The organism is Ruegeria sp. AB6 (assembly GCF_056542685.1).
Genome location: NZ_JBQGAD010000002.1, coordinates 760,327 through 785,376, shown reverse-complemented (window position 1 = coordinate 785,376; position 25,050 = coordinate 760,327). Strand labels below are relative to the sequence as shown.

At 58.3% G+C, this 25,050-nt stretch carries 26 protein-coding genes and 1 pseudogene; 13 read left to right on the top strand and 14 right to left on the bottom strand.

The annotated features are described in order from the left end of the window. From ACR0DB_RS07960 to ACR0DB_RS07950, 3 genes and pseudogenes are all read right to left on the bottom strand, one after another. Positions 1-101, bottom strand: a pseudogene (locus tag ACR0DB_RS07960) ((2Fe-2S)-binding protein); the annotation flags it as partial. 109 nt (positions 102-210) lie between these two features. Then, the gene (locus ACR0DB_RS07955) at positions 211-1,212 is read right to left on the bottom strand and encodes a molybdopterin-binding protein (RefSeq protein WP_480549958.1); all 1,002 of its coding nucleotides are present in this window, start codon (positions 1,210-1,212) and stop codon (positions 211-213) included. After that, the gene (locus tag ACR0DB_RS07950; RefSeq protein WP_480549956.1) at positions 1,209-2,177 is read right to left on the bottom strand and encodes an XdhC family protein; all 969 of its coding nucleotides are present in this window, start codon (positions 2,175-2,177) and stop codon (positions 1,209-1,211) included. Before ACR0DB_RS07950 ends, ACR0DB_RS07955 begins: the two co-directional genes overlap by 4 nt. Positions 2,178-2,401: 224 nt before the next feature. Between ACR0DB_RS07950 and ACR0DB_RS07945 the strand changes: the two genes are divergently transcribed. Beyond that, positions 2,402-2,902 (top strand): hypothetical protein, encoded by a 501-nt coding sequence (locus ACR0DB_RS07945; protein WP_170353103.1) that lies wholly within the window; start codon positions 2,402-2,404, stop codon positions 2,900-2,902. Positions 2,903-2,904: 2 nt separating this feature from the next. Here ACR0DB_RS07945 and ACR0DB_RS07940 read toward each other — a convergent pair whose 3' ends face one another. From ACR0DB_RS07940 to ACR0DB_RS07930, 3 genes are read right to left on the bottom strand one after another with little or no spacing between them, the layout of a single operon-like run. Beyond that, positions 2,905-4,161 carry a vWA domain-containing protein gene (locus ACR0DB_RS07940; RefSeq protein ID WP_480549954.1) on the bottom strand — a complete coding sequence of 419 codons (1,257 nt, stop codon included), beginning with the start codon at positions 4,159-4,161 and terminating at the stop codon, positions 2,905-2,907. Positions 4,162-4,219: 58 nt separating this feature from the next. Then, positions 4,220-4,612, bottom strand: coding sequence for an ADP-ribosylation/crystallin J1 (locus ACR0DB_RS07935; protein ID WP_480549952.1), 393 nt, complete (start codon positions 4,610-4,612; stop codon positions 4,220-4,222). Further along, the gene (locus ACR0DB_RS07930) at positions 4,609-5,517 is read right to left on the bottom strand and encodes an AAA family ATPase (protein WP_170784656.1); all 909 of its coding nucleotides are present in this window, start codon (positions 5,515-5,517) and stop codon (positions 4,609-4,611) included. Before ACR0DB_RS07930 ends, ACR0DB_RS07935 begins: the two co-directional genes overlap by 4 nt. Positions 5,518-5,669: 152 nt before the next feature. Here ACR0DB_RS07930 and pyrC point away from each other — a divergent pair, with 152 nt between their 5' ends. Then, positions 5,670-6,707 carry a dihydroorotase gene (pyrC, locus tag ACR0DB_RS07925; protein WP_480549950.1) on the top strand — a complete coding sequence of 346 codons (1,038 nt, stop codon included), beginning with the start codon at positions 5,670-5,672 and terminating at the stop codon, positions 6,705-6,707. On the opposite strand, the gene ACR0DB_RS07920 is transcribed toward pyrC, so the two are convergent. Both ACR0DB_RS07920 and ACR0DB_RS07915 read right to left on the bottom strand, forming a co-directional pair. Continuing rightward, positions 6,704-7,999: an MmgE/PrpD family protein gene (locus tag ACR0DB_RS07920; protein ID WP_480549948.1), complete on the bottom strand. Its 1,296-nt coding sequence runs from the start codon at positions 7,997-7,999 to the stop codon at positions 6,704-6,706. The genes pyrC and ACR0DB_RS07920 overlap by 4 nt on opposite strands. 38 nt (positions 8,000-8,037) lie before the next feature. Beyond that, the gene (locus tag ACR0DB_RS07915) at positions 8,038-8,484 is read right to left on the bottom strand and encodes a type II toxin-antitoxin system RatA family toxin (RefSeq protein ID WP_480549946.1); all 447 of its coding nucleotides are present in this window, start codon (positions 8,482-8,484) and stop codon (positions 8,038-8,040) included. Positions 8,485-8,557: 73 nt separating this feature from the next. Between ACR0DB_RS07915 and hpt the strand changes: the two genes are divergently transcribed. Further along, the gene (gene hpt, locus ACR0DB_RS07910; RefSeq protein WP_170784648.1) at positions 8,558-9,100 is read left to right on the top strand and encodes a hypoxanthine phosphoribosyltransferase; all 543 of its coding nucleotides are present in this window, start codon (positions 8,558-8,560) and stop codon (positions 9,098-9,100) included. Between the two features lie 133 nt (positions 9,101-9,233). Next, on the top strand, positions 9,234-9,593 hold the full coding sequence (locus tag ACR0DB_RS07905) for a hypothetical protein (RefSeq protein ID WP_480549944.1): 360 nt from the start codon (positions 9,234-9,236) through the stop codon (positions 9,591-9,593). Here the strand turns inward: ACR0DB_RS07905 and ACR0DB_RS07900 are convergent. Together ACR0DB_RS07900 and lipA are read right to left on the bottom strand one after the other, a co-directional pair. Continuing rightward, positions 9,574-10,740 (bottom strand): amidohydrolase, encoded by a 1,167-nt coding sequence (locus tag ACR0DB_RS07900; protein ID WP_480549942.1) that lies wholly within the window; start codon positions 10,738-10,740, stop codon positions 9,574-9,576. The genes ACR0DB_RS07905 and ACR0DB_RS07900 overlap by 20 nt on opposite strands. Continuing rightward, the gene (gene lipA, locus ACR0DB_RS07895; RefSeq protein ID WP_480549940.1) at positions 10,737-11,687 is read right to left on the bottom strand and encodes a lipoyl synthase; all 951 of its coding nucleotides are present in this window, start codon (positions 11,685-11,687) and stop codon (positions 10,737-10,739) included. The genes ACR0DB_RS07900 and lipA overlap by 4 nt, the downstream gene beginning before the upstream one ends. Before the next feature lie 261 nt (positions 11,688-11,948). On the opposite strand from lipA, the gene ACR0DB_RS07890 reads away from it, so the two are divergent. Further along, complete coding sequence (locus tag ACR0DB_RS07890) at positions 11,949-12,497, top strand: redoxin family protein (RefSeq protein ID WP_480549938.1); 549 nt, start codon at positions 11,949-11,951, stop codon at positions 12,495-12,497. 73 nt (positions 12,498-12,570) lie between these two features. On the opposite strand, the gene ACR0DB_RS07885 is transcribed toward ACR0DB_RS07890, so the two are convergent. Both ACR0DB_RS07885 and ACR0DB_RS07880 read right to left on the bottom strand, forming a co-directional pair. Continuing rightward, the gene (locus ACR0DB_RS07885; protein WP_170784640.1) at positions 12,571-13,494 is read right to left on the bottom strand and encodes a hydrogen peroxide-inducible genes activator; all 924 of its coding nucleotides are present in this window, start codon (positions 13,492-13,494) and stop codon (positions 12,571-12,573) included. Positions 13,495-13,543: 49 nt separating this feature from the next. Continuing rightward, positions 13,544-14,641, bottom strand: a complete 1,098-nt coding sequence (locus tag ACR0DB_RS07880) for a DUF6456 domain-containing protein (RefSeq protein ID WP_170769587.1) — start codon at positions 14,639-14,641, stop codon at positions 13,544-13,546. Between the two features lie 242 nt (positions 14,642-14,883). Here ACR0DB_RS07880 and ACR0DB_RS07875 point away from each other — a divergent pair, with 242 nt between their 5' ends. Then, the gene (locus tag ACR0DB_RS07875; RefSeq protein WP_170769586.1) at positions 14,884-15,183 is read left to right on the top strand and encodes a DUF6477 family protein; all 300 of its coding nucleotides are present in this window, start codon (positions 14,884-14,886) and stop codon (positions 15,181-15,183) included. Here the strand turns inward: ACR0DB_RS07875 and ACR0DB_RS07870 are convergent, their stop codons facing one another. Next, on the bottom strand, positions 15,184-16,728 hold the full coding sequence (locus ACR0DB_RS07870; protein ID WP_480549936.1) for a trimethylamine methyltransferase family protein: 1,545 nt from the start codon (positions 16,726-16,728) through the stop codon (positions 15,184-15,186). It lies immediately after the preceding gene. A gap of 129 nt (positions 16,729-16,857) precedes the next feature. After that, positions 16,858-17,301 carry a GNAT family N-acetyltransferase gene (locus ACR0DB_RS07865; RefSeq protein ID WP_480549934.1) on the bottom strand — a complete coding sequence of 148 codons (444 nt, stop codon included), beginning with the start codon at positions 17,299-17,301 and terminating at the stop codon, positions 16,858-16,860. A gap of 82 nt (positions 17,302-17,383) precedes the next feature. On the opposite strand from ACR0DB_RS07865, the gene guaA reads away from it, so the two are divergent. The 7 genes from guaA to ACR0DB_RS07830 all read left to right on the top strand — a co-directional run bounded on the left by guaA (position 17,384) and on the right by ACR0DB_RS07830 (position 25,035). Beyond that, positions 17,384-18,943, top strand: a complete 1,560-nt coding sequence (gene guaA / locus ACR0DB_RS07860) for a glutamine-hydrolyzing GMP synthase (RefSeq protein WP_480549932.1) — start codon at positions 17,384-17,386, stop codon at positions 18,941-18,943. 96 nt (positions 18,944-19,039) lie between these two features. After that, positions 19,040-19,945: a DMT family transporter gene (locus tag ACR0DB_RS07855; protein ID WP_170788601.1), complete on the top strand. Its 906-nt coding sequence runs from the start codon at positions 19,040-19,042 to the stop codon at positions 19,943-19,945. Positions 19,946-20,069: 124 nt separating this feature from the next. Further along, the gene (locus tag ACR0DB_RS07850; protein WP_170788600.1) at positions 20,070-21,218 is read left to right on the top strand and encodes an OmpP1/FadL family transporter; all 1,149 of its coding nucleotides are present in this window, start codon (positions 20,070-20,072) and stop codon (positions 21,216-21,218) included. 98 nt (positions 21,219-21,316) lie between these two features. Further along, positions 21,317-22,213 (top strand): DMT family transporter, encoded by an 897-nt coding sequence (locus tag ACR0DB_RS07845; protein ID WP_480549930.1) that lies wholly within the window; start codon positions 21,317-21,319, stop codon positions 22,211-22,213. Positions 22,214-22,262: 49 nt separating this feature from the next. After that, positions 22,263-23,135, top strand: a complete 873-nt coding sequence (locus ACR0DB_RS07840; protein ID WP_170769579.1) for an ATPase — start codon at positions 22,263-22,265, stop codon at positions 23,133-23,135. A gap of 39 nt (positions 23,136-23,174) precedes the next feature. Beyond that, on the top strand, positions 23,175-24,092 hold the full coding sequence (metA, locus tag ACR0DB_RS07835; RefSeq protein ID WP_170769578.1) for a homoserine O-acetyltransferase MetA: 918 nt from the start codon (positions 23,175-23,177) through the stop codon (positions 24,090-24,092). Further along, entirely contained in the window at positions 24,082-25,035 is a 954-nt protein-coding gene (locus tag ACR0DB_RS07830; protein WP_480549928.1) for an alpha/beta fold hydrolase, read from the top strand. The genes metA and ACR0DB_RS07830 overlap by 11 nt, the downstream gene beginning before the upstream one ends. The last annotated feature ends 15 nt before the right edge of the window (positions 25,036-25,050 follow it).

Genomic DNA, 25,050 nt, shown 5'->3' with positions numbered 1-25,050 from the left:
GTCATCCCCAAATGTTCACGCAAAAATCCAGACAATAACGTCCGACCCTCAACATCACCGCTCACAGCTACGCCGTTCACAGTCATCGAAACCTGTGCCATGAAATCCTCCCGTTTCGTGTTGTTCCTCGGGTCGAGTTAAACACGCGGGTTTTCATTTGAGAACAAAAATCTGAGACGGTTCAGAGGATTGTCGGGAGAGCCCACCACATCAGGGCTTTCGCGAAGACCGGGGCTGCGGGCGTGTCGGGATCTCTTTCAGCAAGCCGCCGACCCCCATTCCAGCGATATCAAGCCCTGTTGTTTCGACCCCACAGGCCACGCGGGACAAAACCCAATCTGCGCCGTTCAACGCGGGTGAACGTGCACAGCCCGGCAGACCAATCACCGGTCGGTCGCCAAGCGCGCCGAGAAACAGAAGGTTGCCCGGGTCGACCGGCATTCCGAACCGGTCCACTTGCCCTCCGGCGGCGCGTACCGCCTCGGGTGCCACGTCGTACACGTCAGACGTGGCCGAGCCGGTCAGGATCATAACGATATCCCCTTCAGAGTCGGACACAGCCAAGGACAAAGGTTCCGCCTGATGCGGGACGATCCGAACGTCTGACAGTTCCATCCCCAAGGCTTCGACACGCCCCCTGATCGCGGCAATCCCTTTGTCATTCGACGGGCCGCCGGGAATATCAGTCACCACTAGACCCGCAGTTTTGTGGATCGGCGAGACCATACGGATCGATGCCTGCGCCAGACGTGCCGCGTGCATCACATCGCCTCCGGGCACGGCATAAGAGATAACCTTGATCGTAGCCACCATGCCGCCTTCGCCCATCTGCTGGTATTGCGGAACAGTCGCTACGGTGATCATCGGGTTGACGCGATTGAAGGCCTCCAACGCCTCAACATCCAGCACGGCGACGCCCGGTCCATCCGCCAGCAGGTTCACGCGACCGGTGAAAGGTTGGGTCACGCGTAAACCCGCGTCGGTTGGGTTCGGAGCCAGAGCGGCGGCCAACATCCGGGCGGCCTCATCCTCGTGACAGTCACCGGGTTCCAGTTGCGCGACAGTGACGGAGCCAAGGCCAGCCTCGGTCAGGTCTTTGATGTGGTCTGCCGTCAGCGCGATGCCTTTACGCAGCTTACGATCACCGACCTTGATCGAGTGGGCAAGGATCGCGCCAGCGGCCTCGGCAACGGGGACAGGACCGAACTTCACGCTTTGCCCCGTAACACGGCGGTCATCTGTGCCAGTATGGCGACTGCAATTTCGGACGGATCGGCGGCCCCGATATCCAGACCAACCGGTCCATGAATGCGAGCTATCTGATCTTCGCTGAACCCGGCCTCGGTCATACGGGTCACGCGTTTGGCATGGGTCCGGGTCGAGCCCAGAGCACCGATGTAAAACACCCCGGCAGCCAACGCTGATTCCAGTGCCGGGTCGTCCAGCTTGGGGTCGTGGGTCAACAACACCACAGCGGTGCGCGAATCCAGACCCAGCTTGGCAACAGCCTCATCCGGCCAATCGGTCAGTATGTTTTCACCCGGAAAACGGGCGCTGGACGCAAAAGCATCCCGTGGGTCGATAATCGCGGGGTCATACCCTGCAATCCGTGCCATCGGCACCAGCGCCTGCGCAATATGAACCGCACCCACGACAATCAGGCGTAAAGGTGGGTTGTGAACGGCCACAAAGGTCTTGCCGTCCTCTTCAAACCCCGAGCGATCCATGCGCAGCCGGTCGGTATACGCGTTGCGACGCAGCGCGCGGTGGCCGGTCTCGACATTTACCTCATAGGCGAGTGGTACTCGCGCGGCCCGCGCCTCGACCAGATCACGAAGCATGGGTTCGGGCAGAACGCTTCCGATGGGCTCGACCAACACCCGGATCGTCCCTCCACAGGCCAGACCAACAGCGAACGCATCTTCGTCGCTGACACCAAATTCCAACAGACGTGCTTCGCCTTCATCTATGGCCTCAAGCGCTTCGACGATCACAGCGCCTTCGACACAGCCGCCCGAAACCGAGCCTTCGATCCGACCATCGCCGCCAATGACCAACTGCGCGCCCACACGGCGAGGGGCGCTTCCCCAAGTCTCAACCACGGTGGCGAGCGCGGCCTTTTTGCCATTGCTGAACCAGCGCAGCGCAGTTTCTGGGCTGTTGTCGAATCTGTCCATTGCGCCCTCCCATAGTGCTTTGACCCAACATAGGCAGGTTTGGCCAGATGAAAAGGAACCCCGACTTTAAGGTCAGACGCGGCAGTCAGGCTTCGGCGCGAATTGGCTGAGTTTTTACCATTTTCTGCAAAGCATTGATTGTCTGCAGAGCAGATTCTAGCCTACACATACATCTGCTGCATTCCAATATGCGCATATTTAATTTTCACAAGGGAGACAAAGAGTTGAAACGCATTTTTGCACTCGGAACAGCAATCGGACTTTTGGCATCCACGGCGGTCAGTGCAGATACATTCCTGCGCTATGGCGAGGTCGAGGGCTGGAAGGTATTCATTGATCAGGACAAGAAATCCTGCCTGATTGAGGCTATCGATGACTCCGAAAACGTAGTTCAGATGGGGCTAACCGAAGATCGCGGCGTTGGCTATGTGGGCGTCTTCACCAAAGAAAAAACCGACATCAAGCGCGGCGATACCGAGGCTGTGGCAATTCTGCTGGGCGACAACCTCTATATCGGTGAAGCCACCGGCATGAAGGGCAACATCACCAAGGGGTATTCGGGCGGTTACGTTCTGTCCAATGATCCCCAATTCGCTGAAGACATTGCCAAGCAAAAGGTGATGCTTGTCTTCCCCGAGAAGGAATTTGCCTTCACCGTGGATCTGACTGGCACCTACAAGGCCATGGAAATGGCCCGCAAGTGCAATGAAGAACAGCTGAGTTAACCCTAACTCGAAAGCGCGGTCATCAGCCGCGCTTTCTCACCCATGTCATCGGGTTTCGAGATGACCTCGGCCAGCTCCTCGAGCGAGGCAATCGAATGCCCGGCCCGAAAGCTGTCCACATGCGGCAACATCGCGGCCACGCCCTGCGCCTTAGGTGCAAACCCGTCCCAGCGCAGCAGTGGGTTCAGCCAGATCAGACGGCGGGCGGAAAGGTGCAGACGCTCCATCTCTTTTCCCAGCGCTTGCGGTTCGCCCCGGTCCAATCCGTCCGAGATTAGCAGAACCACCGCACCCTGCCCCATGACGCGCCGCGACCAGTCGCGGTTGAACGCGTGCAGGCATTCGCCGATGCGGGTGCCGCCCTCCCAATCCTGCGCTTCCGCCCCAGCGGCGGCCAAAGCGGCGTCCACATCGCGCTGATGCAGGTGGCGGGTGATATTGGTCAGCCGCGTCCCGAAAGTGAACGCGTGAACCTTGGCCCATCCAGCGCCTTTCGCGTTCGAGACCGAGTGCAGAAAATGCAGGATAATGCGGCTGTATTGGCTCATCGACCCCGAGATATCACACAGCACCACCAGATTTGGCCAGCGGGTTCGGGGTTTCTGACGGGCGATTTCGTGCAACTCTCCGCCCTGGCGCATGGCGGCGCGCAAGGTGCGGGCGCGGTCGATCCTTTGCCCTATATGGCTGGCTTGACCGCGCCGGGATTCGATTGGTTTTACGGGTAGCGTCATACGGGCCAATATGCGCTTGGCTTGAGCGATCTCGGCGGTGCTCATCTGTTCAAAGTCAAGACTGCGCAGGCGTTCCTCGGTCGAGGCGGTTTGAGAAGCGTCGATCTCAAGCTCAGTTTCTTCGCCCGTGTCTTGCGTCTCTGGCTGATCGCGTTCGACACCGTCCAACAGCGCCTCGGCCGCGCGCTTTTCGCCCGCGTCGGCCTTGCGGTCTTCCTGAACACCACGGATCGCAGGCAGCATCATGGCCATCATATGCTCCATATACCGCGGGTCGCGCCAATACATGCGAAAGACCTGCGCGAACACTGTGCGATGTTCGGGACGGTTCACGAAACAGGCGTGCAGGGTCCAGTAAAAGTCCCGTTTTTCAGAAAATCCCGCCGCCTGTACGGCACGGATCGCATCGACCACACGACCTGTACCGATGGGCAGCCCGGCTTTACGCAACGCCCTCGCGAAATGGGTGATGTTCTGCGCCAGTTTCGGGTTGTCGGGGATGTCCAGCGGAAGCTCTTCGGCCATTACTCTACATGGGGGCTCTGCCCCCATACCCCCGAGGTATTTTTGAACAGAAGAAGCATCAGGCGAATCCCAAAGTGAGTGGGTGATCAGACAAGGTCACTGCGTGTCCGTTCCGATATCCAGCCACAACGCAGATCTTGCCAAGTATTTGGCCATTAAACCAAGTCAGATCATCAGCTGGAATCCACAGTTCTGTATGTGCTTTGCCTCCAGCATCTTGCACTGGGTATTTCTTCTCTGCTTCGTGTGTGATTTCGAACTTGGTAACGAAACCGCAATTGTCAGGCGCGGGCAAAACCGAATTCCAATCTCGCGCTATCTTTTCTGCATATTCGAAGGTTGTAACCGGATAGAAAATTGGCTGGTCAGCTAGTCTAGGCGGCCAAACTTTCCATCCGCTTTCCTTGACCAATTCAAGCTCCTTCGCTCCTGTCGGTCTAAATAGGATCATGCGGCATCCAATCCGGCTTTGGCTTCGTCCAGAATACGTTTTGCCTCAGAACCCTGCAGTTTCTGGATGTCGTCCTGGTATTTCAGGATCGCGCCCAGCGTGTCGCCGATCACTTCGGGGCTGAGGTTGATGACATCCAGTGCCAGCAAGCATTTGGCCCAATCGATCGTCTCGGCCACGCCAGGTTTCTTGAACAGGTCCTCGGTGCGCAGGTGCTGGACGAAGGCCACCACCTCGCGACTGAGCTCCTGTGCCGCTTCGGGTGCGCGGGCGTGAAGGATTTCGATCTCGCGCTCGAAATCGGGGTAGTCGACCCAATGATAGAGGCAACGGCGCTTCAGGGCGTCATGCACCTCGCGCGTGCGGTTCGAGGTAACGATGACGATGGGCGGTTCCGGCGCTTTGACGGTGCCCAGTTCGGGGATTGTAACCTGAAAATCGCTGAGCGCTTCGAGCAGGAACGCCTCGAAAGGCTCGTCCGTGCGGTCCAATTCATCAATCAGCAGGACTGGCGCGCCGTGTTCGTCCGGGCGCATAGCTTGCAGCAGCGGGCGCTCGATCAGGTAGTCGTCCGAGAACAACTCGGATTGCAAGGCACCCCGGTCGGCGCCGCCTGAGGCTTCGGCTGTGCGGATTGCTACCATTTGCGCTGGGAAGTTCCATTCGTAAACGGCGGAGGACGCATCTAGCCCCTCATAACATTGTAGTCGGATCAGTCGGCGGTTCAGCCCGGCGGCCAGCGCCTTGGCGATCTCGGTCTTGCCTACACCGGCCTCTCCCTCCAAAAATAGCGGGCGGCCCAGTTTCAGCGACAGGAAGACAACCGTGGCCAAGGCCCGTCCGCAGACATAGCCCTGATCGCCCAGCATGGTCTGAACGGCGTCGATGGAATTTGGCTGTGTCATGGCGATCTCCCTCGGGGCACAAGAGGTCACGACGGCGCGCGCGCGTCAAGACCGGGGCTTTGCAAGGAGTTACGACGTTCGGGCATGTTGACAAGGGGCAGCCGTGCATTCGGGGCCTTTCACGGCTGCGCGCACTGTGCTAGCCGGGGGCCATGACCGATACCCTGACGATCCGCCGCCCCGACGACTGGCACCTGCATTTGCGCGATGGCGCGATGCTGGAAGCTGTCCTGCCCGAAACCGCGCGCCATTTCGCCCGCGCGATTATCATGCCAAACCTTGTACCGCCCGTGGTGCGCGGCGATCAGGCCGCCGCCTATCGTGACCGCATTCTGGCCGCCCTGCCCGACGGGATGAGCTTCGAGCCGCTGATGACCCTTTATCTGACCGAGGACACGGATGCCGAGGATGTCGCCGCAGCTCATGCCAGCGGGTTGATCAAAGCGTGCAAGCTGTATCCGGCAGGGGCCACGACCAATTCGGCCTCGGGCGTGCGGGATTTCGACAAGGTGCGCCCAGTACTGGAAAAGATGGCCGAGATCGGCCTGCCCATGTGTGTGCATGGCGAGGTTACGGATGCGGAGATCGACATTTTCGACCGCGAGGCCGTGTTCATCGACCGTGTTCTGGACCCGATCCGCAAATCGACCCCCGGCTTGCGCGTGGTGATGGAGCATATCACCACCGCGAACGGCGTGGACTATGTCAAAGCCAATGGTACTGATCTGGGCGCGACGATCACGGCGCATCACCTGATCATCAACCGCAACCATATTCTGGTTGGCGGGATCAAGCCACATTACTACTGCCTGCCCGTCGCCAAGCGCGAGGAACACCGGCTGGCGCTGTTGGCCGCCGCGACCTCGGGCGATGCGCGGTTCTTCCTTGGTACTGACAGTGCGCCGCATACGGATGCGAACAAGGAAATGGCCTGCGGCTGTGCCGGGTGCTTCACCGCGACAAACACGATGTCACTAGTGGCCGAGATGTTCGACCGTGAAGGGGCGTTGGACAAGCTGGAAGGGTTTACCTCGCTCAATGGCCCCGGTTTCTATGGCCTGCCGGTGAATGAGGACACGATCACACTGACCAAGGGCGAACCGGTCGTGTATCCCGAAAAAATCGACTCTGGTGACGGGCCTGTCACGGTGTTCGACCCAGGATTCCTGCTGCATTGGCGCGTGGTCTAATCCTCTAGCAATGCCGCCAGATCGCGGGCGCGGCCTCCGGTGCGCAGCATCGACCAGATCGAGTCCGCCTCGTCACCTCCGATCAGTTTGGCGGCCTTGCCGCGCACCCGATCTTCTCGCTCAGATAAGGGCATCGGGGTCAGAAGATCATGGCTCGCCTCTTTGCGCGCGCCGTCACGGCGCAGCAGGGTCAGGTGGGCTTGCGTCTCGGACAGCGTTTCATCCGCTTCGACCGTAACGCGATCGCGCAGCGAGATCAGGCGCGGATCGGCACATATCTTCTCGGAATAGCTGTCGGGCAACGTGGTGTCGTATCCCAGCGCCTGCATCGCAATCACCGTCCGATATGAGAACTTTGCGCCCAGCCCAGTTGTCGGAGAAATCTGGTTGCACACGCTCATCCATCGCGGATGGGTCTTGACCGTGATCTCGGCCACTTCGGGTTCGGCGATGTCCAACGTGCGTGCGGCCTCCAGCGCTGCGTGCAGTCCGTGGCAGCAAGCGTGGAACTTGTGGCTGACGGATTCGAACAACCAATCCTCGCCCAAGCGGTCCAGCGCGGTTTGCGTATCGTTTTGCCCCTGATGGGTTGCGCCGAACCCATAAGGGCCTTCCATAGCCTCGACATTTGGATCAAAACCTTTGGCGATCAGCAAAGCCGCCTCGACGCCAGCCGAGGCCGCAAGCCCCGCGTTATAGGGCTTACCCATAGTTCCAAACTGCGCTTTGAGCCCCGCCGCGCGGGTCGCCGACAGACCCAGAACTTTGCGCATCTGATCCACATCGAACCGCAGAATACGGCCCGCAGCTACGGCCGCCCCAAACGCGCCGGCTGTAGCCGTCTGATGAAACCCGGCCTGATAATGGTCGCGCCCCAACCACAGCCCCACGCGGATTGAGACCTCCATCCCCACCAAAGCGGCCTCAAGAACATCCACAAGAATGCGGTCGTCCCATTCACCAAGCGCAAGCGCCGCAGGTAGAATGGCCACCGACGGATGGCCGATATGGGCGAAATGTGTGTCGTCATAGTCGAGCGCATGCGACACCGTCCCGTTAACCAGAGCCGCCCCGCGTAAGGGCGCGGCCCCGCCGCCGAATAGATGGGCCTGCATGGTGCCGCCCTCATCAAGAACCAAGGCCCGCACGGTCTGCGAAACGGGCTCGTCTACTCCAGCCCGCCCCACGGCCAGCCAATCCAGAACGGACAAAGACGTCACGATGCGGGCTTGTCGCGACGTGGAAACGGGCCCAGCAGCAAACCTGGCCAAGGTATTGGTAAAATCACTCATGCGGCGCAGTCTAGCGTGCGCCGGGGTCGGGTAAAGCCTTAGCCGTACAAATCTGCGGCGCGGGCCTCGAAGGCTTTGACCACACGTTGCATGGCTTCGTTAAAGACGACGCCGATGATGCCCTGCAGGATGGCGTTCTTGAACTCGAAATCCACATGAAACGAGATGTTGCAGCCCCCTTCAGGCGCGTCCGCGAACTGCCAATCGGATTGCATGTACTTGAACGGCCCGTCCAGATACTCGGTGTCGATCCGGCGATCCTCGGCGTGTAGCGTCACGCGGCTGCCGAACCGTTCGCGGAACACTTTGAAGGAAATCACAAGATCGGCCTCTAGCACCTGGGCCTCGCCCGCCGCATAAGTGCGCCTGATCCGTGCCGCCGCGCACCACGGCAAAAACTGTGGGTATTTGGCCACATCCGCGACAAGGTCATACATCTGCTGAGCGGTATACGGCAGGTGACGTGTCTCGGAATGGGTCGGCATGGCGGTCCGCTATTTGCAGGTGACAATGGCGCGTCATGTCGTATGTTGCGCGCCAAAGATCAAGGGGGCAGTGATGACAGACCGCGCATATGTGATAGATGAGATGATCTCGGCCAAGGCCATCGCCGCCCGGATCGAGGAGTTGTGCCGCGAGATCACAGCCGAGTTTGGCGCAACCGACAAGCTGGTTGTCGTTGGTCTTTTGCGCGGCAGTTTTGTTTTTATCGCGGACCTCGTGCGCGAATTGGACCTGCCCATCGAAGTCGATTTCCTCGAAGCGTCCTCGTATGGTGACTCAATGGAAAGCAGCCGTGAAGTACGTATTCTCAAGGACTTGCGCGGCGCAATTGAAGGACGCGATGTGTTGGTGGTTGAAGATATTGTCGATACCGGCCACACGCTGAACCACGTTACCAAACTGCTGCAAAGCCGCAAGCCTGCGCGGCTGAAATCCATTGCGTTGCTGGACAAACCCAGCCGCCGCGAGGTCGATTTCCGCTCGGACTGGATCGGGTTTGAAATCCCTGATGAGTTTGTCGTGGGCTACGGCATCGATTACGCGCAACGCAATCGCAACCTGCCCTTTATTGGCAAGGTGCGATTTGTCAAAGACTGAGCGGCCCTCTGACCTATCCAGTTTGTGCAAGTAGCAGAGGTTAAGCTTCCTAAAAATTCTCCTATTTGAATATTATTGGACATTCCTCCCAGCAAGAGACTACCATTCGAGTACTTTGGGAGGTTTTTTACGTATGAAAACACTGTCTATTGGACTTATGGCGGCTTGCGCGGTAGCCGCAACAGTTGGAATTGCGGATGCAAAGGACAACAAGGGCAAAAGTAAAGGCCCCGACAAGTCGAAAATTGAAAAGTCGGTAAAAACAAATAAAGGCGTCGGTGTACCGCCCGGACAGATCAAGCGTTACACGCGAGGTCAGAAAATCCCTAATGAACTGGATTTTGACTATCTTGACGACCTCGATGGCTGGAAGTTGAAACCCCTGCCCGCCGGTCAGCGGTATATCCGCGTAGATGACGAAATCCTGTCGATATCCGATGACACAAAAACAGTTATTGATGCCGTTGGAATTGTCAGTGATCTCGTAAACTGAGGGCTCGGCCTACAAGAGATCGAATTACTGCACTGAAAACATCTACCCCTACAGGGATCAGCGCGTCCGGAAAATCATAGTCCGGGTTGTGCAGTTGCGGGTGCGCTTGTCCGGCACCCAGCCAAAACATCGCCGCCGCGGCGCTTTTGCCAAACTGGCCGAAATCCTCGGAAAACTTTTGAGGCTCATTCGTGAGAGTACAAGGCACGCCCTCCGTGACACAAGCCTCGGCAACCGCAGCCACTGCTTGCGCATTGTTTGTGCAGGCCTCAAACACATCCTCATAAGTGATCTTGACCGCCAATCCCTGGGCTTCTGCTGTTTGGGTGACAAGATCTTCGGCTTCGGCGATCAAGCATTTCATACGGGTGTCAGACACGGTGCGCAGCGTCACCCACAGTTCGGCCGCTCCGGGGGCGACGCCGAATGTGGGTTCGCCCAGCCGCGCATGGGTCACGGTCGTCAGGGCGAAATCGGCATTCAATGCACCGCCCGTTCCTAGATCCGCAAGCTCCGGCATCAAAGACGCGAGCGCTCCAGCCGGCGAAATTCCATCCTGCGGTTCCGCCGCGTGAGAGGTCTTGCCACCAAGCATCACCCGCATCCCGCGTGACGCGCAGTTGGCGGGGCCCTCACACAGCAGCACCTCACCTAGCGCAAGGCCCGGCAGGTTGTGCAGCGAAAATACAAAGTCCGGCGCGATTGGCGCAAACTGAGGATCAGCCATATATGATACTGCCCCCTGCCCGGTCTCCTCGGCGGGTTGAAAGATCAACACCACACGGCCCTTTTGCGGAGGGGCCTGGGCCAGATGATCAGCTACGCCCAGCACCATCACCATATGGCCATCATGTCCGCATAAATGCCCCTTGCCGGGGATCTGCGAACTGTAAGGCAAATCTCCCAGTTCCTGAATCGGCAGACCGTCCAGCTCACACCGAATGGCGACGGTGGGTCCGGGTACAGAGCCTTGGAAGATCGCGGCCACGCCGTGGCCACCGATACCGGTCAGAACTTCGTCAGCGCCCAAATCGGTCAGCAGACCGGCTACACGCGCAGCTGTGTTTTTCTCTTGTCCCGACAGTTCGGGAAACCGGTGCAGATCGTGGCGCAGCGCGGTCAGTCGCGCCAGCGTTTCGGGCGTCACCCCTGATCCAACATCTTCTGTCGCGCCGAGCGCAGGCGGGCAAAGTCATCGCCCGCGTGATAGGACGACCGGGTCAGCGGCGTGGCCGAGACCATCAGGAACCCTTTGCCATAGGCTGCTTTCTCATAAGACGCGAATTCCTCCGGCGTCACGAACCGATCCACCGCATGGTGTTTCGGCGTCGGCTGCAAGTACTGACCTATGGTCAGAAAGTCGATATCGGCGGCGCGCATATCATCCATCACCTGCCGCACTTCTTGTTCCTGCTCACCAAGCCCAACCATGATGCCGGATTTGGTAAAGATCGACGGATCGAGTTCCTTGACCCGCTGCAACAAGCGCAAAGAATGGAAATAGCGGGCACCGGGGCGCACCTCAGGGTAGAGACCCGGCACGGTTTCAAGATTATGGTTGAACACATCCGGCTTCGCCTCGACCACAGCTTCCAGAACCGATGGCTCGCATTTCAGAAAGTCCGGGGTCAGAATCTCGATCGTCGTCTTGGGCGAGCGATGCCGCACCGCGCGGATGGTCTGGGCAAAGTGGTCTGCCCCACCGTCGGCCAGATCGTCGCGATCCACCGAGGTGATCACCACGTGGTTCAGCCCCAGCTTTTCAACCGCATGGGCCACACGGCCCGGTTCGAACACATCCAGCGCATCCGGTCGGCCAGTAGCGATGTTGCAGAAGGTACAACCTCGAGTACAAATTTCGCCCATGATCATCATGGTGGCGTGGCCTTGGCTCCAGCATTCACCAACATTGGGGCAACCTGCCTCTTCGCAGACGGTGACTAGGTTGTTGTCCCGCATGATCCGCCGCGTATCCGCATAACCTTTGCCGCCCGGCGCTTTGACCCGAATCCAGTTTGGTTTCTTGGGCTGAGCATTATCGGGCTTATGGGCCTTTTCAGGGTGACGTTGTTCGGGGATCTTCAGATCACGCACGGCTGGCTTTCCTGACTTTGGGTCAATTTGCTGTCGTCTAACATAGTCTGACGATCCGCACCATGCCACTGGGACATATCCGCCATGCGTTGGTGTTTTTGCGACGCAGCATTCAACAGTTGCGACACGCGATTGGGTGCGAACCACCGCACGATTTCAGCAGATTAGGCAAATTCGCACTTGCAGCAAAAGGCCGATTGAAGCGGGGGTGGAACTCTTTTAAAGAGCCGAAAAATCATCAATGAATCACAGGAGATGAATATGAAATCCGGTGCCAAACTGCCTGAGGTCACGTTCCACACCCGCGTCCGCGATGACGCCGTGGAAGGCCCCAACCCCTTCCGTTGGGAAGACAAGACCACCGCAGATTACTTTGCAGGCAAACGGGTCATCCTGTTCTCGCTGCCCGGTGCGTTCACGCCCACATGCTCGACCTACCAACTGCCGGGGTTCGAAAACGGCTATGCCGATTTCATCGCCAAAGGGATCGACGAGATCTACTGCATGTCGGTCAATGACAGCTATGTCATGAACAAATGGGCCCAGGATCAGGGGCTGAAGAACGTCAAAGTCATCCCAGACGGCTCGGGCGAGTTTACCCGCAAGATGGGGATGCTGGTCGACAAGGACAATCTGGGGTTCGGAATGCGCTCGTGGCGCTATGCGGCCATCGTCAATGATGGCGTGGTCGACGCATGGTTCGAAGAGCCCGGCCTGATGGATAACTGCCCTGAGGACCCATATGGCGTATCCTCGCCGGAAACGCTGATGCAGCATCTGGAAGACGCAAAAGAACCTGCGCTGGCCTGAGCGTCCATCTTTTGAAGTCGGAACGACCCGCCCTTTTGGCGGGTCTTTTTTGTGTACGCGTGACCGACAGGATTTATATACGCGTAATCGACACGATGTCTTCGCCGACCACACGGATCACATCGGCCAGACTGTCAAACCAATCCTCGGCACGGGTAGACCTGCGCCGGACCAATCCCACGGTTCTAAAGGGCTGCGGTTTGCCGAACCGTTGTAGCTTTAACCCCGGCACCGCCCCGGTTTCGGCCTTCGCTGCCAGTTCCGGCATCAACGTCAAACCGAATCCTTCGGCTACAAGCCTTGACAGAGTCGCCAACGAAGACGCGCCCATATTAATCAACCCACTGCTGCGATCCTGCCCGCAGACCTCAAGCGCCTGATCCGTCAGGCAATGGCCATCATCCAGAAGCATTAACTGCGTGGTTTGCAAATCGACGGGGCGCAGCGCCTCGGGGTCCTGCCTCATGGTCTGCAAACGACCCGCGCTGCCTGCCAGCAAGAAGCGGTCTTCAAACAAGGGCAGTTCGAACAGCTCATTGCCGCCAGACGGCAGCGCCATGACGCCTGCGTCGATTTCTCCAGCGCGCAGCATGGCCAATAGACGGTCCGTGCGCGCCTCGCGAATCTGCACCCGTAGCGAGACATCTGAGGCGCGAAGCCCTGCCAGAACTCCCGGCAGGATATAGGGCGCGATGGTGGGAATAATCCCGATAGACAAAGACCTGTGCCCGCCTGAATGGTCGCGCGCGAACTGGTCAAGCCGGTCCGCTGCGCCCAGCACCTGCTGCGCATAGTCCAGAACGTCCCGCCCCAGCGGCGTCAGCAGAATATCGCGAGCCTGCCGTTCGAACAGCGGGCCGCCCAGCGTTTCCTCCAGCGCCTTGATCTGCACCGACAGGGCTGGTTGCGAGACGTTGCACATCTGCGCCGCCCGGCCAAAATTGCGCTGATCGGCCACGGCATTGAAATATTGAAGTTGTCTGAGCGTGAAATTCATAACCATTGATTATCTCAACACCGCCCAACCGCAAGGGCAAATTATTACCCTAGCCGATCATTCGGTTCTTTTCCGCCTGATCCTCGTAGTGGCGCTTTAGGCGCTGAAGCGCGATCCGCAGGACGATTTTTCCTGACCTCGCCGACCAGCCCATACGCTTTTCGGCAAGTTCGAGTCCCTCAAGATAACAGCAACACCGCAGCGCTACGTCGCTTAGACCTGGCCCCAGATCGGACAAGGCGCATTCGACCCGATCCCGCGCATCGGAAGAACCGCGTCCATCTTTCATACCTGCACCAAAGCTGCCACGCCCACCCGCGGTCAGGAAATGATCCCAGTTCTGCGTCACTTGTGGGCCGATCTGGGCCAGTTCGAAATCTTCGCGTAACCGCTCTCCTGCTCGGACAAGGGTTTCATCCAGAAAGGGTTTCCCATCCCGGTCCCGGCGGCGCGCCAGGGCGATCAGTGGGCTCTCGGCCGCGCTATAGCGCATCCGACGGCGTCCTTCCGTTTTAGCCGCTCCGACCTGCGCCAGCGACGACGCCGTTTGAAACGGAGCCTGCGCCTCGGCCATTCCAAAGTCGTTGCGGCTGCGCGCCTTGTTCTCGGCCTCGGCGACCAACTGACTGAGCGCGGTGCGCCCAGACGATGAAATCCGGTAGCGGGAAATGCGACCGGGATTGTCGCAGGCGATCCAATCCTTCAACGCCAGCGCCTGCGCCAACTTGCAGTCCACAACCGCCGTTCGGGTCGCGCTATTGTCGCCACTGTCGCGCACCACAACCGCTTTATCCATTTCCTCGGCTACGGCCAGCACCGCCCCGGATTCGCATAACCGCCTAAGAACCCGCAGCGCCTCGCGCGAGAATTCTTCTTCGGCCGCAGCAACCCGATCTTCATGCACGGCTGGGAACTTCTCGGAGGTGTCCGAGAAATGCGTCTCGGCCAAGGATTGCAGGGCAGCATCCACCAGCGGGTCATCGCGCCGCATTTCAACGCGGCGTATTTGCCGAAGTATGGTCGACGCATGGCACCCCGCGGACCGCGCAATGTCGCGGATCGACTGACCGGTCTCGGTATGCGCCAGATATCTCTGCGCCCCCTCAGGTACCCAGGCCGGAATGGTGAAAGCCACGTTATTTTCCATAGTTACTTGCCCTCGTCGACAATCCAATTCTGATTCCAATCGCCCCCGATGAATGTGTTAACCAATTCTAACTAGAGCCGCTTTCGTTACTCGTTCGTTAACCAACGGGGGTAAGAACCAGATTTGATTCAAAATCATAAACAGTCATGAAACCATCGTTCGGAGGGAAAGCAATTAAAGCAACACCCGCTTAGGTTGTGTGACAAAAACGGAGACTTTTACTCAGACAAAGGACCCCTTCCATGCAAGATCTGATGACCATGATTACCGCTTTACGCCGCCCTCGCCTGTTAGCACGGGCAGCAAAACACGGCGCGCAGGACTATGACCGGGATCGGCACTTGCAGCGCATTCTGGGCTACGGATCCCTGCCCGGAACAGGCGCGGCGCTGATCCGGCTGATGGATATGGAGAGAGAGGTCAACGCGCAGCGAGTTGCCGAAGATGCGGCCTATTCCTTGGTCCGTCATCTGGACCTGCTGATCGCGCTACTGGGCGAGGCGCAGCTGTACAAGGCCAGCCGCGCCGCGCAATATCAGTAATCAAGCAAAGGCGTCCGGCATGGAGGCCTTTTTCTTCTCGATATATTCATTCAGGGCCGCGTGGATCCCGGGGTCCAGCTGCGGCTGCTGGTAGTTGGCCAGCAGATGCTCAACCCGCGACGACGCCAACTGGCGCGTGTCGCGGCCACCTTCGTCTTCCCAAGTTTCGAACGGTTTGTAGTCCAGCAGATCAGACTTCCAGAACGCCTCCTTGAAGTTCGCCTGTGTGTGGGCACAGCCAAGGTAGTGACCGCCGGGGCCAACTTCGCGGATCGCATCCATTGCCTGTGCGTTATCGTCATAGGCAACGCCCTTGGCCAACCCGTGCAGAACACCCAACTGATCGGCATCCATGACGAACTTTTCAAAGTCGGCAACCAAACCGCCTTCTAGCCAGCCACAGGAATGCAGCATGAAGTTCACACCGGCCATCAGGCCCATGTTCAACGAGTTCGCGGTCTCATATGCGGCCTGTGCGTCAGGCAGTTTCGAGCCGCAGAATGACCCGGCCGAACGGAACGGCAGACCCAGACGACGGGCCAGCTGACCCGCACCGTAAGTGACCATCGACGCTTCGGGCGTCCCAAAGGTCGGCGCGCCCGAGTTCATGTCGATCGAGGATACAAACGCGCCAAAGATCGCCGGCGCACCCGGACGAATGATCTGGCTGTAGGCGACACCCGCCATCACTTCGGCCAGAACCTGCGTCAGCGTACCAGCCACCGAGACCGGCGCCATCGCACCGCCTACGATGAACGGCGAGATGATGCAGGCTTGGTTATTGGCCGCATAAACCTCAAGCGAACCCATCATCACATCGTCGAAGGTCATCGGCGAGTTGATGTTGGTCAGCGAGGTCATGACCGTGTTTTCCTGAACGAATTCTTTGCCGAACAGGATCTCGCACATCTCGATCGAATCCTGCGCGCGGCTGGGATCGGTGACCGAGCCCATGAACGGCTTGTCCGACAGGGTCATATGCGCCATCAGCATGTCCAGGTGACGCTTGTTCACCGGGATGTCCGTGGGTTCACAGACCGTACCGCCCGAGTGGTGCAGCCATTTGGACATGTAGGCCAATTTCACGAACTTGTTGAAATCATCCATGGTCGCATAGCGACGGCCACCCTGAGCGTCGCGCACGAACGGAGGGCCATAGACCGGGGCCAGAACCAGATTGCGACCGCCGATAACCACCGATTTCTCGGGGTTGCGGGCGTGCTGGGTGAATTCGCTGGGAGCGGTTTTGATCAACTCACGCGCCAGACTACGCGGGATGCGGACCCGCTCACCGTCAACATCGGCACCGGCGTTCTTCCAACGCTCAAGCGCGGCGGGGTTGTCGACAAAGTTGACACCGACCTCGGCCAGAATTGTTTCGGCGTTGGTTTCGATGATCTGCAACGCTTCTTCGTTCAGAACTTCGAAGTTCGGAATGTTGCGTTCGATATACTTTGCTGTTTCGATACGTACCGCGGTGCGCTCGGCCCGGCGGGCGGCGCCACCGCCACCTCTTGCCCGGCGCCGGGTGTTTGCCTCAGCCATGTGAAGATCCCGTCTGTTGGTTGGTTTGATTATTTTGGTACAGCAGCTAAAGCGGGAAAAGCATATGGATTACGGCGCTATCGGGGGAAAAGCGACATCTGCTTTGCGCCAACGCGGTGGACCCGGTTGCTATTCTAACAGCGTTTTTTCCATCAGAACACTGTTTCCACTCACCTTTTGCTGCACCCAACCCATATGAAGATACAGAGATACAGTCTGCTTCATCAAACGATGAGTTCGCAGCCTGAGTTTCTTCAACCCACTGACACGAGCGGAGGTTTCGGCGACACCGAGCAAGCGCGTTGCCAACCCTTTACCCTGGGCGCTTGGTGAAACCGCAAGGTTATAGATCATCACCGCGACATCAACCTGACCAAAAACAATGAAGCCCATGATATCCCCGCCCTGCACGGCCACCCAGGCCGTTTGGTTTGCGATATCCTCGGCAACACCATCGGTCACATCCGGCAAGTCCGGAAAGTCGCGCAAGGCCGTGGCATATGCAGCCGCGATGCAGTCTGTGACCGCTTGTGTGTCATCCACAGTCGCTGGGCGCAGTTCGATTTCAGACATTTGCGACCTTTTCCGTTGCCATGCCTGCATTATTGGCGTCATTGCGCTTGCACATGCAAGGCTTGCGACCTAATAGCCAACCATGACCCAGGACACCCATGACCGCCTTCTGATCATCGACTTCGGCAGCCAGGTAACGCAGCTTATCGCGCGCCGCCTGCGCGAACTGAACGTCTATTGCGAAATCCACCCTTATCAGAACGTCACAATGGACTTCGTGCGTCAGATGGCGCCCAAGGCCGTGATTTTCTCAGGCGGGCCGGACAGCGTGACGCGCGAGGGTTCTCCGCGCGCGCCGCAAGAGATTTTCGACTATGGCGTACCGATTCTGGGCATCTGCTATGGTCAGCAGGTGATGATGCATCAACTTGGTGGCAAAGTCGAAAGCGGCCACGGCACTGCCGAGTTCGGACGTGCTTTCGTGACGCCGCAAAACCGTCTCGATATTCTCGAAGACTGGTTCGCCGAGGGTGACGAACAGGTCTGGATGAGCCATGGCGACCACGTCAGCGAAATCGCACCAGGGTTCGAAGTTTTCGGCACCTCGCCTAACGCGCCTTTCGCGATCACTGCTGATGCAAGCCGTCACTTCTACGCGGTTCAGTTTCATCCCGAGGTACATCACACGCCGAAAGGCGCGAAGCTGTACGAGAATTTCGTGAAGCTCGCCGGGTTCAAGGGCGACTGGACCATGGGCGCCTACCGCGAACAAATGATAGAGAAAATCCGCGAACAGGTTGGCGACAAAAAGGTCATCTGCGGACTGTCCGGCGGCGTCGACAGCTCGGTCGCCGCGATCCTGATCCACGAGGCGATCGGCGACCAGTTGACATGCGTGTTCGTCGACCACGGGTTGCTGCGCAAGAACGAAGCCGAGGAAGTCGTCGGCATGTTCCGCGACAACTACAACATCCAACTCATCCACGCGGACGAAAGCGACCTGTTTCTCGGCGAACTCGAAGGCCAGTCCGACCCTGAGACCAAGCGCAAGATCATCGGCAAGCTGTTCATCGACGTGTTCCAGAAACACGCCGACACTATCGACGGGGCCGAGTTCCTGGCTCAGGGCACTTTGTACCCCGACGTCATTGAATCGGTGTCCTTTTCCGGCGGCCCCTCGGTCACGATCAAGTCGCACCATAATGTCGGCGGCCTGCCCGAGAAAATGGGCTTGAAACTGGTTGAACCCCTGCGCGAACTGTTCAAGGACGAGGTCCGTGCCTTGGGCCGTGAACTTGGCCTGCCCGCCAGCTTCATCGGCCGTCACCCCTTCCCCGGCCCCGGTCTGGCAATCCGTTGCCCCGGTGAAATCACCCGCGAAAAGTTGGAGATTCTGCGCGAGGCGGATGCCGTCTATATCGACCAGATTCGCAAACATGGTCTCTATGATGAGATCTGGCAGGCCTTCGTGGCCATCCTGCCCGTACGCACCGTGGGCGTGATGGGCGATGGGCGCACTTATGACTATGCCTGCGCCCTGCGCGCGGTGACTTCGGTCGATGGTATGACTGCCGACTATTACCCCTTCACCCATGAATTCCTAGGCGAGACCGCCACGCGGATTATCAACGAGGTCAAGGGCATCAACCGCTGTACTTATGACATCACCTCAAAGCCTCCGGGCACAATCGAATGGGAGTGATAAATTGCCGGGCTTCTGCCCGGCTTTTTTGTTTCTGGTCGGTCGATTTGCCGTTACTTATCAAGACAACAAATTCCAGAACAGACAGGGCTTTTCATGGACAGTTCCAGACCGCAAATCGGCAAGGCCGCGCTCTGGATGCTGGGGGCGATTGCGTCGTTTTCCTCGATGGCCGTGGCCGGGCGCGAACTCAGCGTCACGCATGATACATTCGAGATCATGTTCTACCGCAGCATTGTGGGCATCTGCGTGGTAAGCCTTGTTCTCACAGTGACAGGAAAATGGCATCAGATTTCGGTGCATCGTCTGGGGCTGCACAGTCTGCGCAACGTGATGCACTTTACCGGACAGAACCTTTGGTTCTACGCGGTGTCGGTCGTGCCTCTGGCGCAGGTTTTTGCACTTGAGTTTACTCAGCCCATCTGGGTGATCCTGCTGTCGCCGCTTCTATTGGGCGAGCGTTTGACCACTATACGCATCCTGTCGGCGCTGATCGGGTTTGCCGGTATCCTGATCGTGGCACGCCCTGGCGCGGTGCCGTTAAGTGCAGGAGTGATCGCCGCAGCTCTCTCTGCCATCTTTTTCGCACTGACGACGATTTCAACGAAGAAACTCACTAAATTCGCCAGTATCGGCTGCATCATGTTCTGGCTGACGGTCATTCAAACCGGGCTGGGTTTTGCCGCCTCAGTCGTTGACGGTCAGATGGTTCTGCCCACCTTATCGACCGCCCCGTTCTTATTGTTGGTGGGGTTCGCAGGGCTTCTGGCGCATTTCTGCATTACCAACGCGCTGGCGATCGCGCCCGCTACAGTTGTTGTTCCTTTTGACTTCGCCAGGCTCCCCACAATTGCCATTGTGGGGGTGATTCTTTACCACGAACCGCTGGATCACTGGACGCTGCTAGGTGCCGTTGTGATTTTTTCAGGTATCTTTCTGAACGTTCGGGCAGAGAATCGTAACAGTTTGGCAACAGATTCCCCTAACACTCGTCACAAGTAACGCACGGTCACTAGTTGACGCTAAAATGACCCCTGAGTGAATATCGAGCATCCAAGCAACCACACTGCGCGCACTCACACACGATCCCCGCGCAGATGTCAGGAGAGTATTAGGGAGGAATTCTATGAAAAAGGCGCTTCTGCAGGCGTGCGCTTTGTGCGTTGGTGCGACCGGCGTTCACGCGGCGGGTCTGGACCGCAGCGGTCAGGGCATCAACTTGATCTTCGAAGAAGGCTCGGTAGTTCAGGCACGTCTTGGCTACGCTGACCCCGATATCAGTGGCTCACAGTTTGCACCCGGGCTGGGGGACGTCGACTCCGGAGACATCGCCGAGGACTTTTTCTCACCGGGATTGGGTTACAAACGGGCAATCAACGAAACATTGGATTTTGCCCTGATCTATGATCAACCTTTCGGTGCGGACGTTAGCTACCCTGCAAATTATCCCCTATCACTGAATCCAACAGTTCTTGCGGGTTTGGGCGGGCGAACCGACGTATTAAGAGCCGACGCAGATTTTGACGCTATCACTGCACTGCTGCGTTACAAGTTCAGCGGAGGCTTTAGTGCCATCGGCGGCGTCCGCGCTCAGCGCGTCGAAGCCAATGTCGCAGTTCCGGCTGTCCTAGGCTATGAAGTCGACTTCAGCGACGAAATTGACTTTGGCTACGTGGTCGGCGTGGCGTGGGAACGCCCTGAAATCGCGGCACGTGTGTCGCTGGTTTACAGTTCGAAAATCACCCACGATGTATCGTCTACTGAATCGTTCAACGCACTGGCTCCCGGCGCACCTTTGATAACCCAGGACACCGAAACCGAGATCGTCTCGCCTCAGTCTGTCAACTTGGACTTCCAGACCGGAGTTGCGCCCAAGACTCTGGTGTTCGGTTCGATTCGTTGGGTCGACTGGCCCCAGTCTGACGTTTCACCGCCGGTCTTTACCGGCCTACCGCCCAACAGCGATCCACTTGTAAGCTTCGCGGATGACACCTTCACCTACGCTCTGGGTGTCGGCTACCAGTTCTCCGAAGAATTCTCGGGCGCCCTGTCCTTCGGTTATGAGAAGGACACAGGCTCCGAAGTGTCGAACCTCGGCCCAACCAATGGCTTCTGGAGCGTTGGCGTAGGTGGCACCTACTCGATTGAGAAAGCTCAGATCTCGGGCGGCATTCGCTATACAGACATCGGCGACGCCACCACCACCACTGGTGGTGAATTCAGCGGCAACTCGGCTTGGAGTGCCGGTCTGCAGCTGACTTACGCGCTGGACTGATCCATTCAGTGATTACTTGAAAGGCTCTGCCTGATCGGCGGGGCCTTTTTCGCATCTTTCGGGTCGCCTTAGATCATAACAGCGTGCGAAATACCGACATGATGGATCAAAAATACCTTTCAGGCCGTGCATGGGCTGAACTTTTGCTGTTGGGCGTAATCTGGGGCGCGTCCTTCGTGTCGATTCGTATTGCGTTGGATACGGTCCCGGTCATGATCTCGGTGTTGCACCGGGTTTTCTGGGCGATGTTGGCCTTATGGCTGGTCGTTTGGATCAAGGGGCTAAAGATTCCCACAGATCGCCGCGTTTGGGGAGCCTTTCTGGTTATGGGCCTTTTGAACAATGCGATCCCGTTCTCTCTCATGGCGTGGGCTCAGTTGCATATCGAAACGGGGCTGACCTCGATTCTGAACGCAGCGACTGCCATTTTCGGCGTACTGGTCGCTGCGGTGTTCTTTCGGGACGAACGCTTGACGCTGACCCGCGCGGTTGGGGTTGGGTTGGGCTTTACCGGGGTGACGATCGCCATCGGTTGGCAGAATTTCATCACCTTCGACCTGCGCAATCTGGCGCAGTTGGCCATCGTCGCAGGCACCCTGTCCTATGCCCTCGCCGGAGCATGGGCTCGCGCGACCCTCGCCGATCTTTCGCCAATCGTTGCCGCTGCGGGGATGCTGACGGGATCAACGATGATGATATTGCCGCTCTCCCTAATGACGGACGGGATGCCGTCATTTGCCCTGCCCGCCGAAACGTGGCTGGCAATCGCCTACTACGCGCTCATCGCCACTGCCGGTGCATACCTGCTGTACTACCGCGTTCTCGCCATGGCGGGTGCCGGAAATCTGATGCTGGTCACGCTTGTCATTCCACCTGTAGCGATCCTTTTAGGCAGCCTGTTGCGGGATGAAGCCCTGCCGCCACAAGCCTATTTGGGCTTTGCGGTTCTGGCGGCCGGGCTCTTGACCCTTAACCGCTCGGCCAGACGTGATTGACGCCGCCGCTGCCCCGAATTAGCAAGGTTGGAAAAAGGGATAGCGGTCGATGATCTACAACTCGGCAAAAGACTGGCAGGGCGCGGCACGGAAGAAAGTGCTTTTCTTCGGCATGTCGGGGCTGGGCAAAACCTATGTGTCGAATGTGTTGCGGGATTCGGGCGACTGGTTCCACTACTCGATCGATTACCGCATTGGTACCCGCTATATGGGCGAATACATCACCGACAACGCCAAGGCCGAAGCGATGAAGGTCCCGTTCCTGCGTGATCTTCTTCTAACGGATTCGATCTATATCGGCTCGAATATCTCGTTCGAAAACCTGACCCCCGTCGCCGCCTATCTCGGCAAACCCGGCAACCCGGCATTGGGCGGATTGGAGCTGTCGGAATACCGCCGCAGGCAGGAACAGTTCCGCCTGGCCGAGATCCACGCCCTGTTGGACACCGAGTACTTTATCGACCGCGCGCAGCGCCTTTATCAATATCCGCATTTTATCTGCGATACTGGCGGCTCTATCTGTGAATGGGTCGACCCAAATGATCCGCGCGATCAGGTTCTGTCGGAACTGTCGCGCCAGACCCTGATGATCTGGCTCAAGGGGGACGAAGACCACACTGCCGAGCTGATCCGCCGTTTCGACAAGGCCCCCAAACCGATGTCCTACCAGCCCGAATTCCTGACGCGGGTCTGGGAGGAGTATCTGATCGAACAAGGCTGCACCGCCGCCGAGGTCGACCCCGACGCCTTTGTCCGCTGGACATATGCCCGCGCGCTTGCCCATCGCCAACCGCGCTATCAGGCCATGGCCGAAAACTGGGGCGTGGCAGTAACCGCAAACGACATGCACAATGTGCGTGACGCCGCGGATTTCGATGAGTTGATCGAACGCACCCTTGAGACCCGCGCCAACCGCGCTTAATTACCGCCTCTGTACTGAAACACCAAAGGCTTGCACCTGATGCCTATCAAGATCCCCGCTGACCTGCCCGCATTTGACGTACTCTCGCAAGAGGGCGTCATGGTCATGGCCGAGGATCAGGCTATGCGTCAGGACATCCGTCCATTGCGGATCGGGTTGCTGAATCTGATGCCCAAGAAGATTCAGACCGAAAACCAGTTCGCCCGCCTGATCGGCGCGACGCCGCTACAAATCGACCTTTCGCTGATCCGCATGACGGAACATCGCACAAAGAACACCGCAGCCGCCCACATGGCCGAGTTCTATCGCCCGTTCCAGGAGGTCAAGGACCAGAAGTTTGACGGGCTCATCATCACCGGCGCGCCGATCGAACATCTGGAATTCGATGACGTCACCTATTGGGAGGAGATCAGCGAGGTCTTCGACTGGACCCAGACCAACGTGCACTCGACCTTCGGCGTGTGCTGGGGTGGGATGGCGATGATCAATCACTTCCACGGCGTGCGCAAACATATGCTGGACGCCAAGGCATTCGGCTGTTTCCGACAACGCAATCTCGTGCCCAGTTCGCCGTTTTTGCGTGGGTTTTCGGACGAATGCGTGATCCCTGTCAGCCGCTGGACCGAGATGAAACAACCCGAGATCGACGGCGCCGCAGGCTTGACGACTCTTCTGGGCAGCGACGAGGTCGGCCCCTGTCTGGTTGAGGACCCCGAACATCGGGCGATCTATATCTTCAATCATTTCGAATATGACAGCGACACGCTGAAACAAGAATATGATCGCGATATCGCCAATGGCACGCCTATCAATGTGCCGATGAATTATTACCCTGATGACGACCCGAGCCAGCCGCCGCAGAACAGATGGCGCAGCCATGCCCACCTGCTCTATGGCAACTGGATTAATCAGATTTACCAAACCACACCGTTCGAGATGGATCAAATTGGCCGTTAAAACGCTTGTCACTCTGGGTCTGCTTGTTGCCGGGCTGACCATAACCACCACCTGGCGTGCAGCGCAGAATGAGGCGCGATCCGAAGCTGCCTTTCCACCCGAAGGTCAGATTGTTGACGTAGACGGCGTTTCTGTCCACGCGGTTGTCATGGGTGAAGGGCCGGATGTGGTGTTGATCCATGGCTCCAGCGGGAACACGCGCGACATGACCTTTGCGTTGGCCCCAATCCTGGCCGAGCATTTTCGTGTCATCGTCTTTGATCGCCCTGGCCTGGGGTACAGCTCCAGCTTTAACCCCGATGGCGAAACTATTGTCGAGCAAGCGGAAATCTTGCAAGAAGCCGCCGCGCGCCTTGGGGCGGACAAGCCTATCGTCGCCGGACAAAGCTATGGCGGATCGGTGTCATTGGCCTGGGCTGTGACACGCCCCGAAAACATTTCGGCGCTAGTGTTGATCGCTCCGGCTGCCATTCCTTGGGAGACCCCATTAGACGGGTTCAACAGGATGGCAGCGACCCCAGCCGGAAACGCGCTGGCCCTTCCCCTGATCAGCGCCTTTATCCCCGAATGGTATGTCGAAAAGGTACTGGACCGTGTTTTCTCCCCACAAACCGCGCCCGAAGGTTATTCAGACCACTTCGGTCCCGGCCTGACCATCCGAAGCGCCTCGATGCATGCCAATGCAAAACAGCGCGCCAACCTGTTAGAAGAGGTTCGCGCGCTGCAACCGCGCTATAAGGATATCGAGGTTCCCACCGAGATCGTGCATGGCACAGCCGACACCACGGTCGGGTTGGGCTGGCATTCCCACCGGTTGATAGAACAGATCCCCAGCGCGGAACTGATCGAACTGCCGGGGATCGGCCATATGCCGCAGGTCGTCGCTGCACCCGAGGTGGCCGCCGCCATCGACCGCGCGGCCCAAAGGGCGGGTTTGCGTTAAGCCTTGCGCTAATCC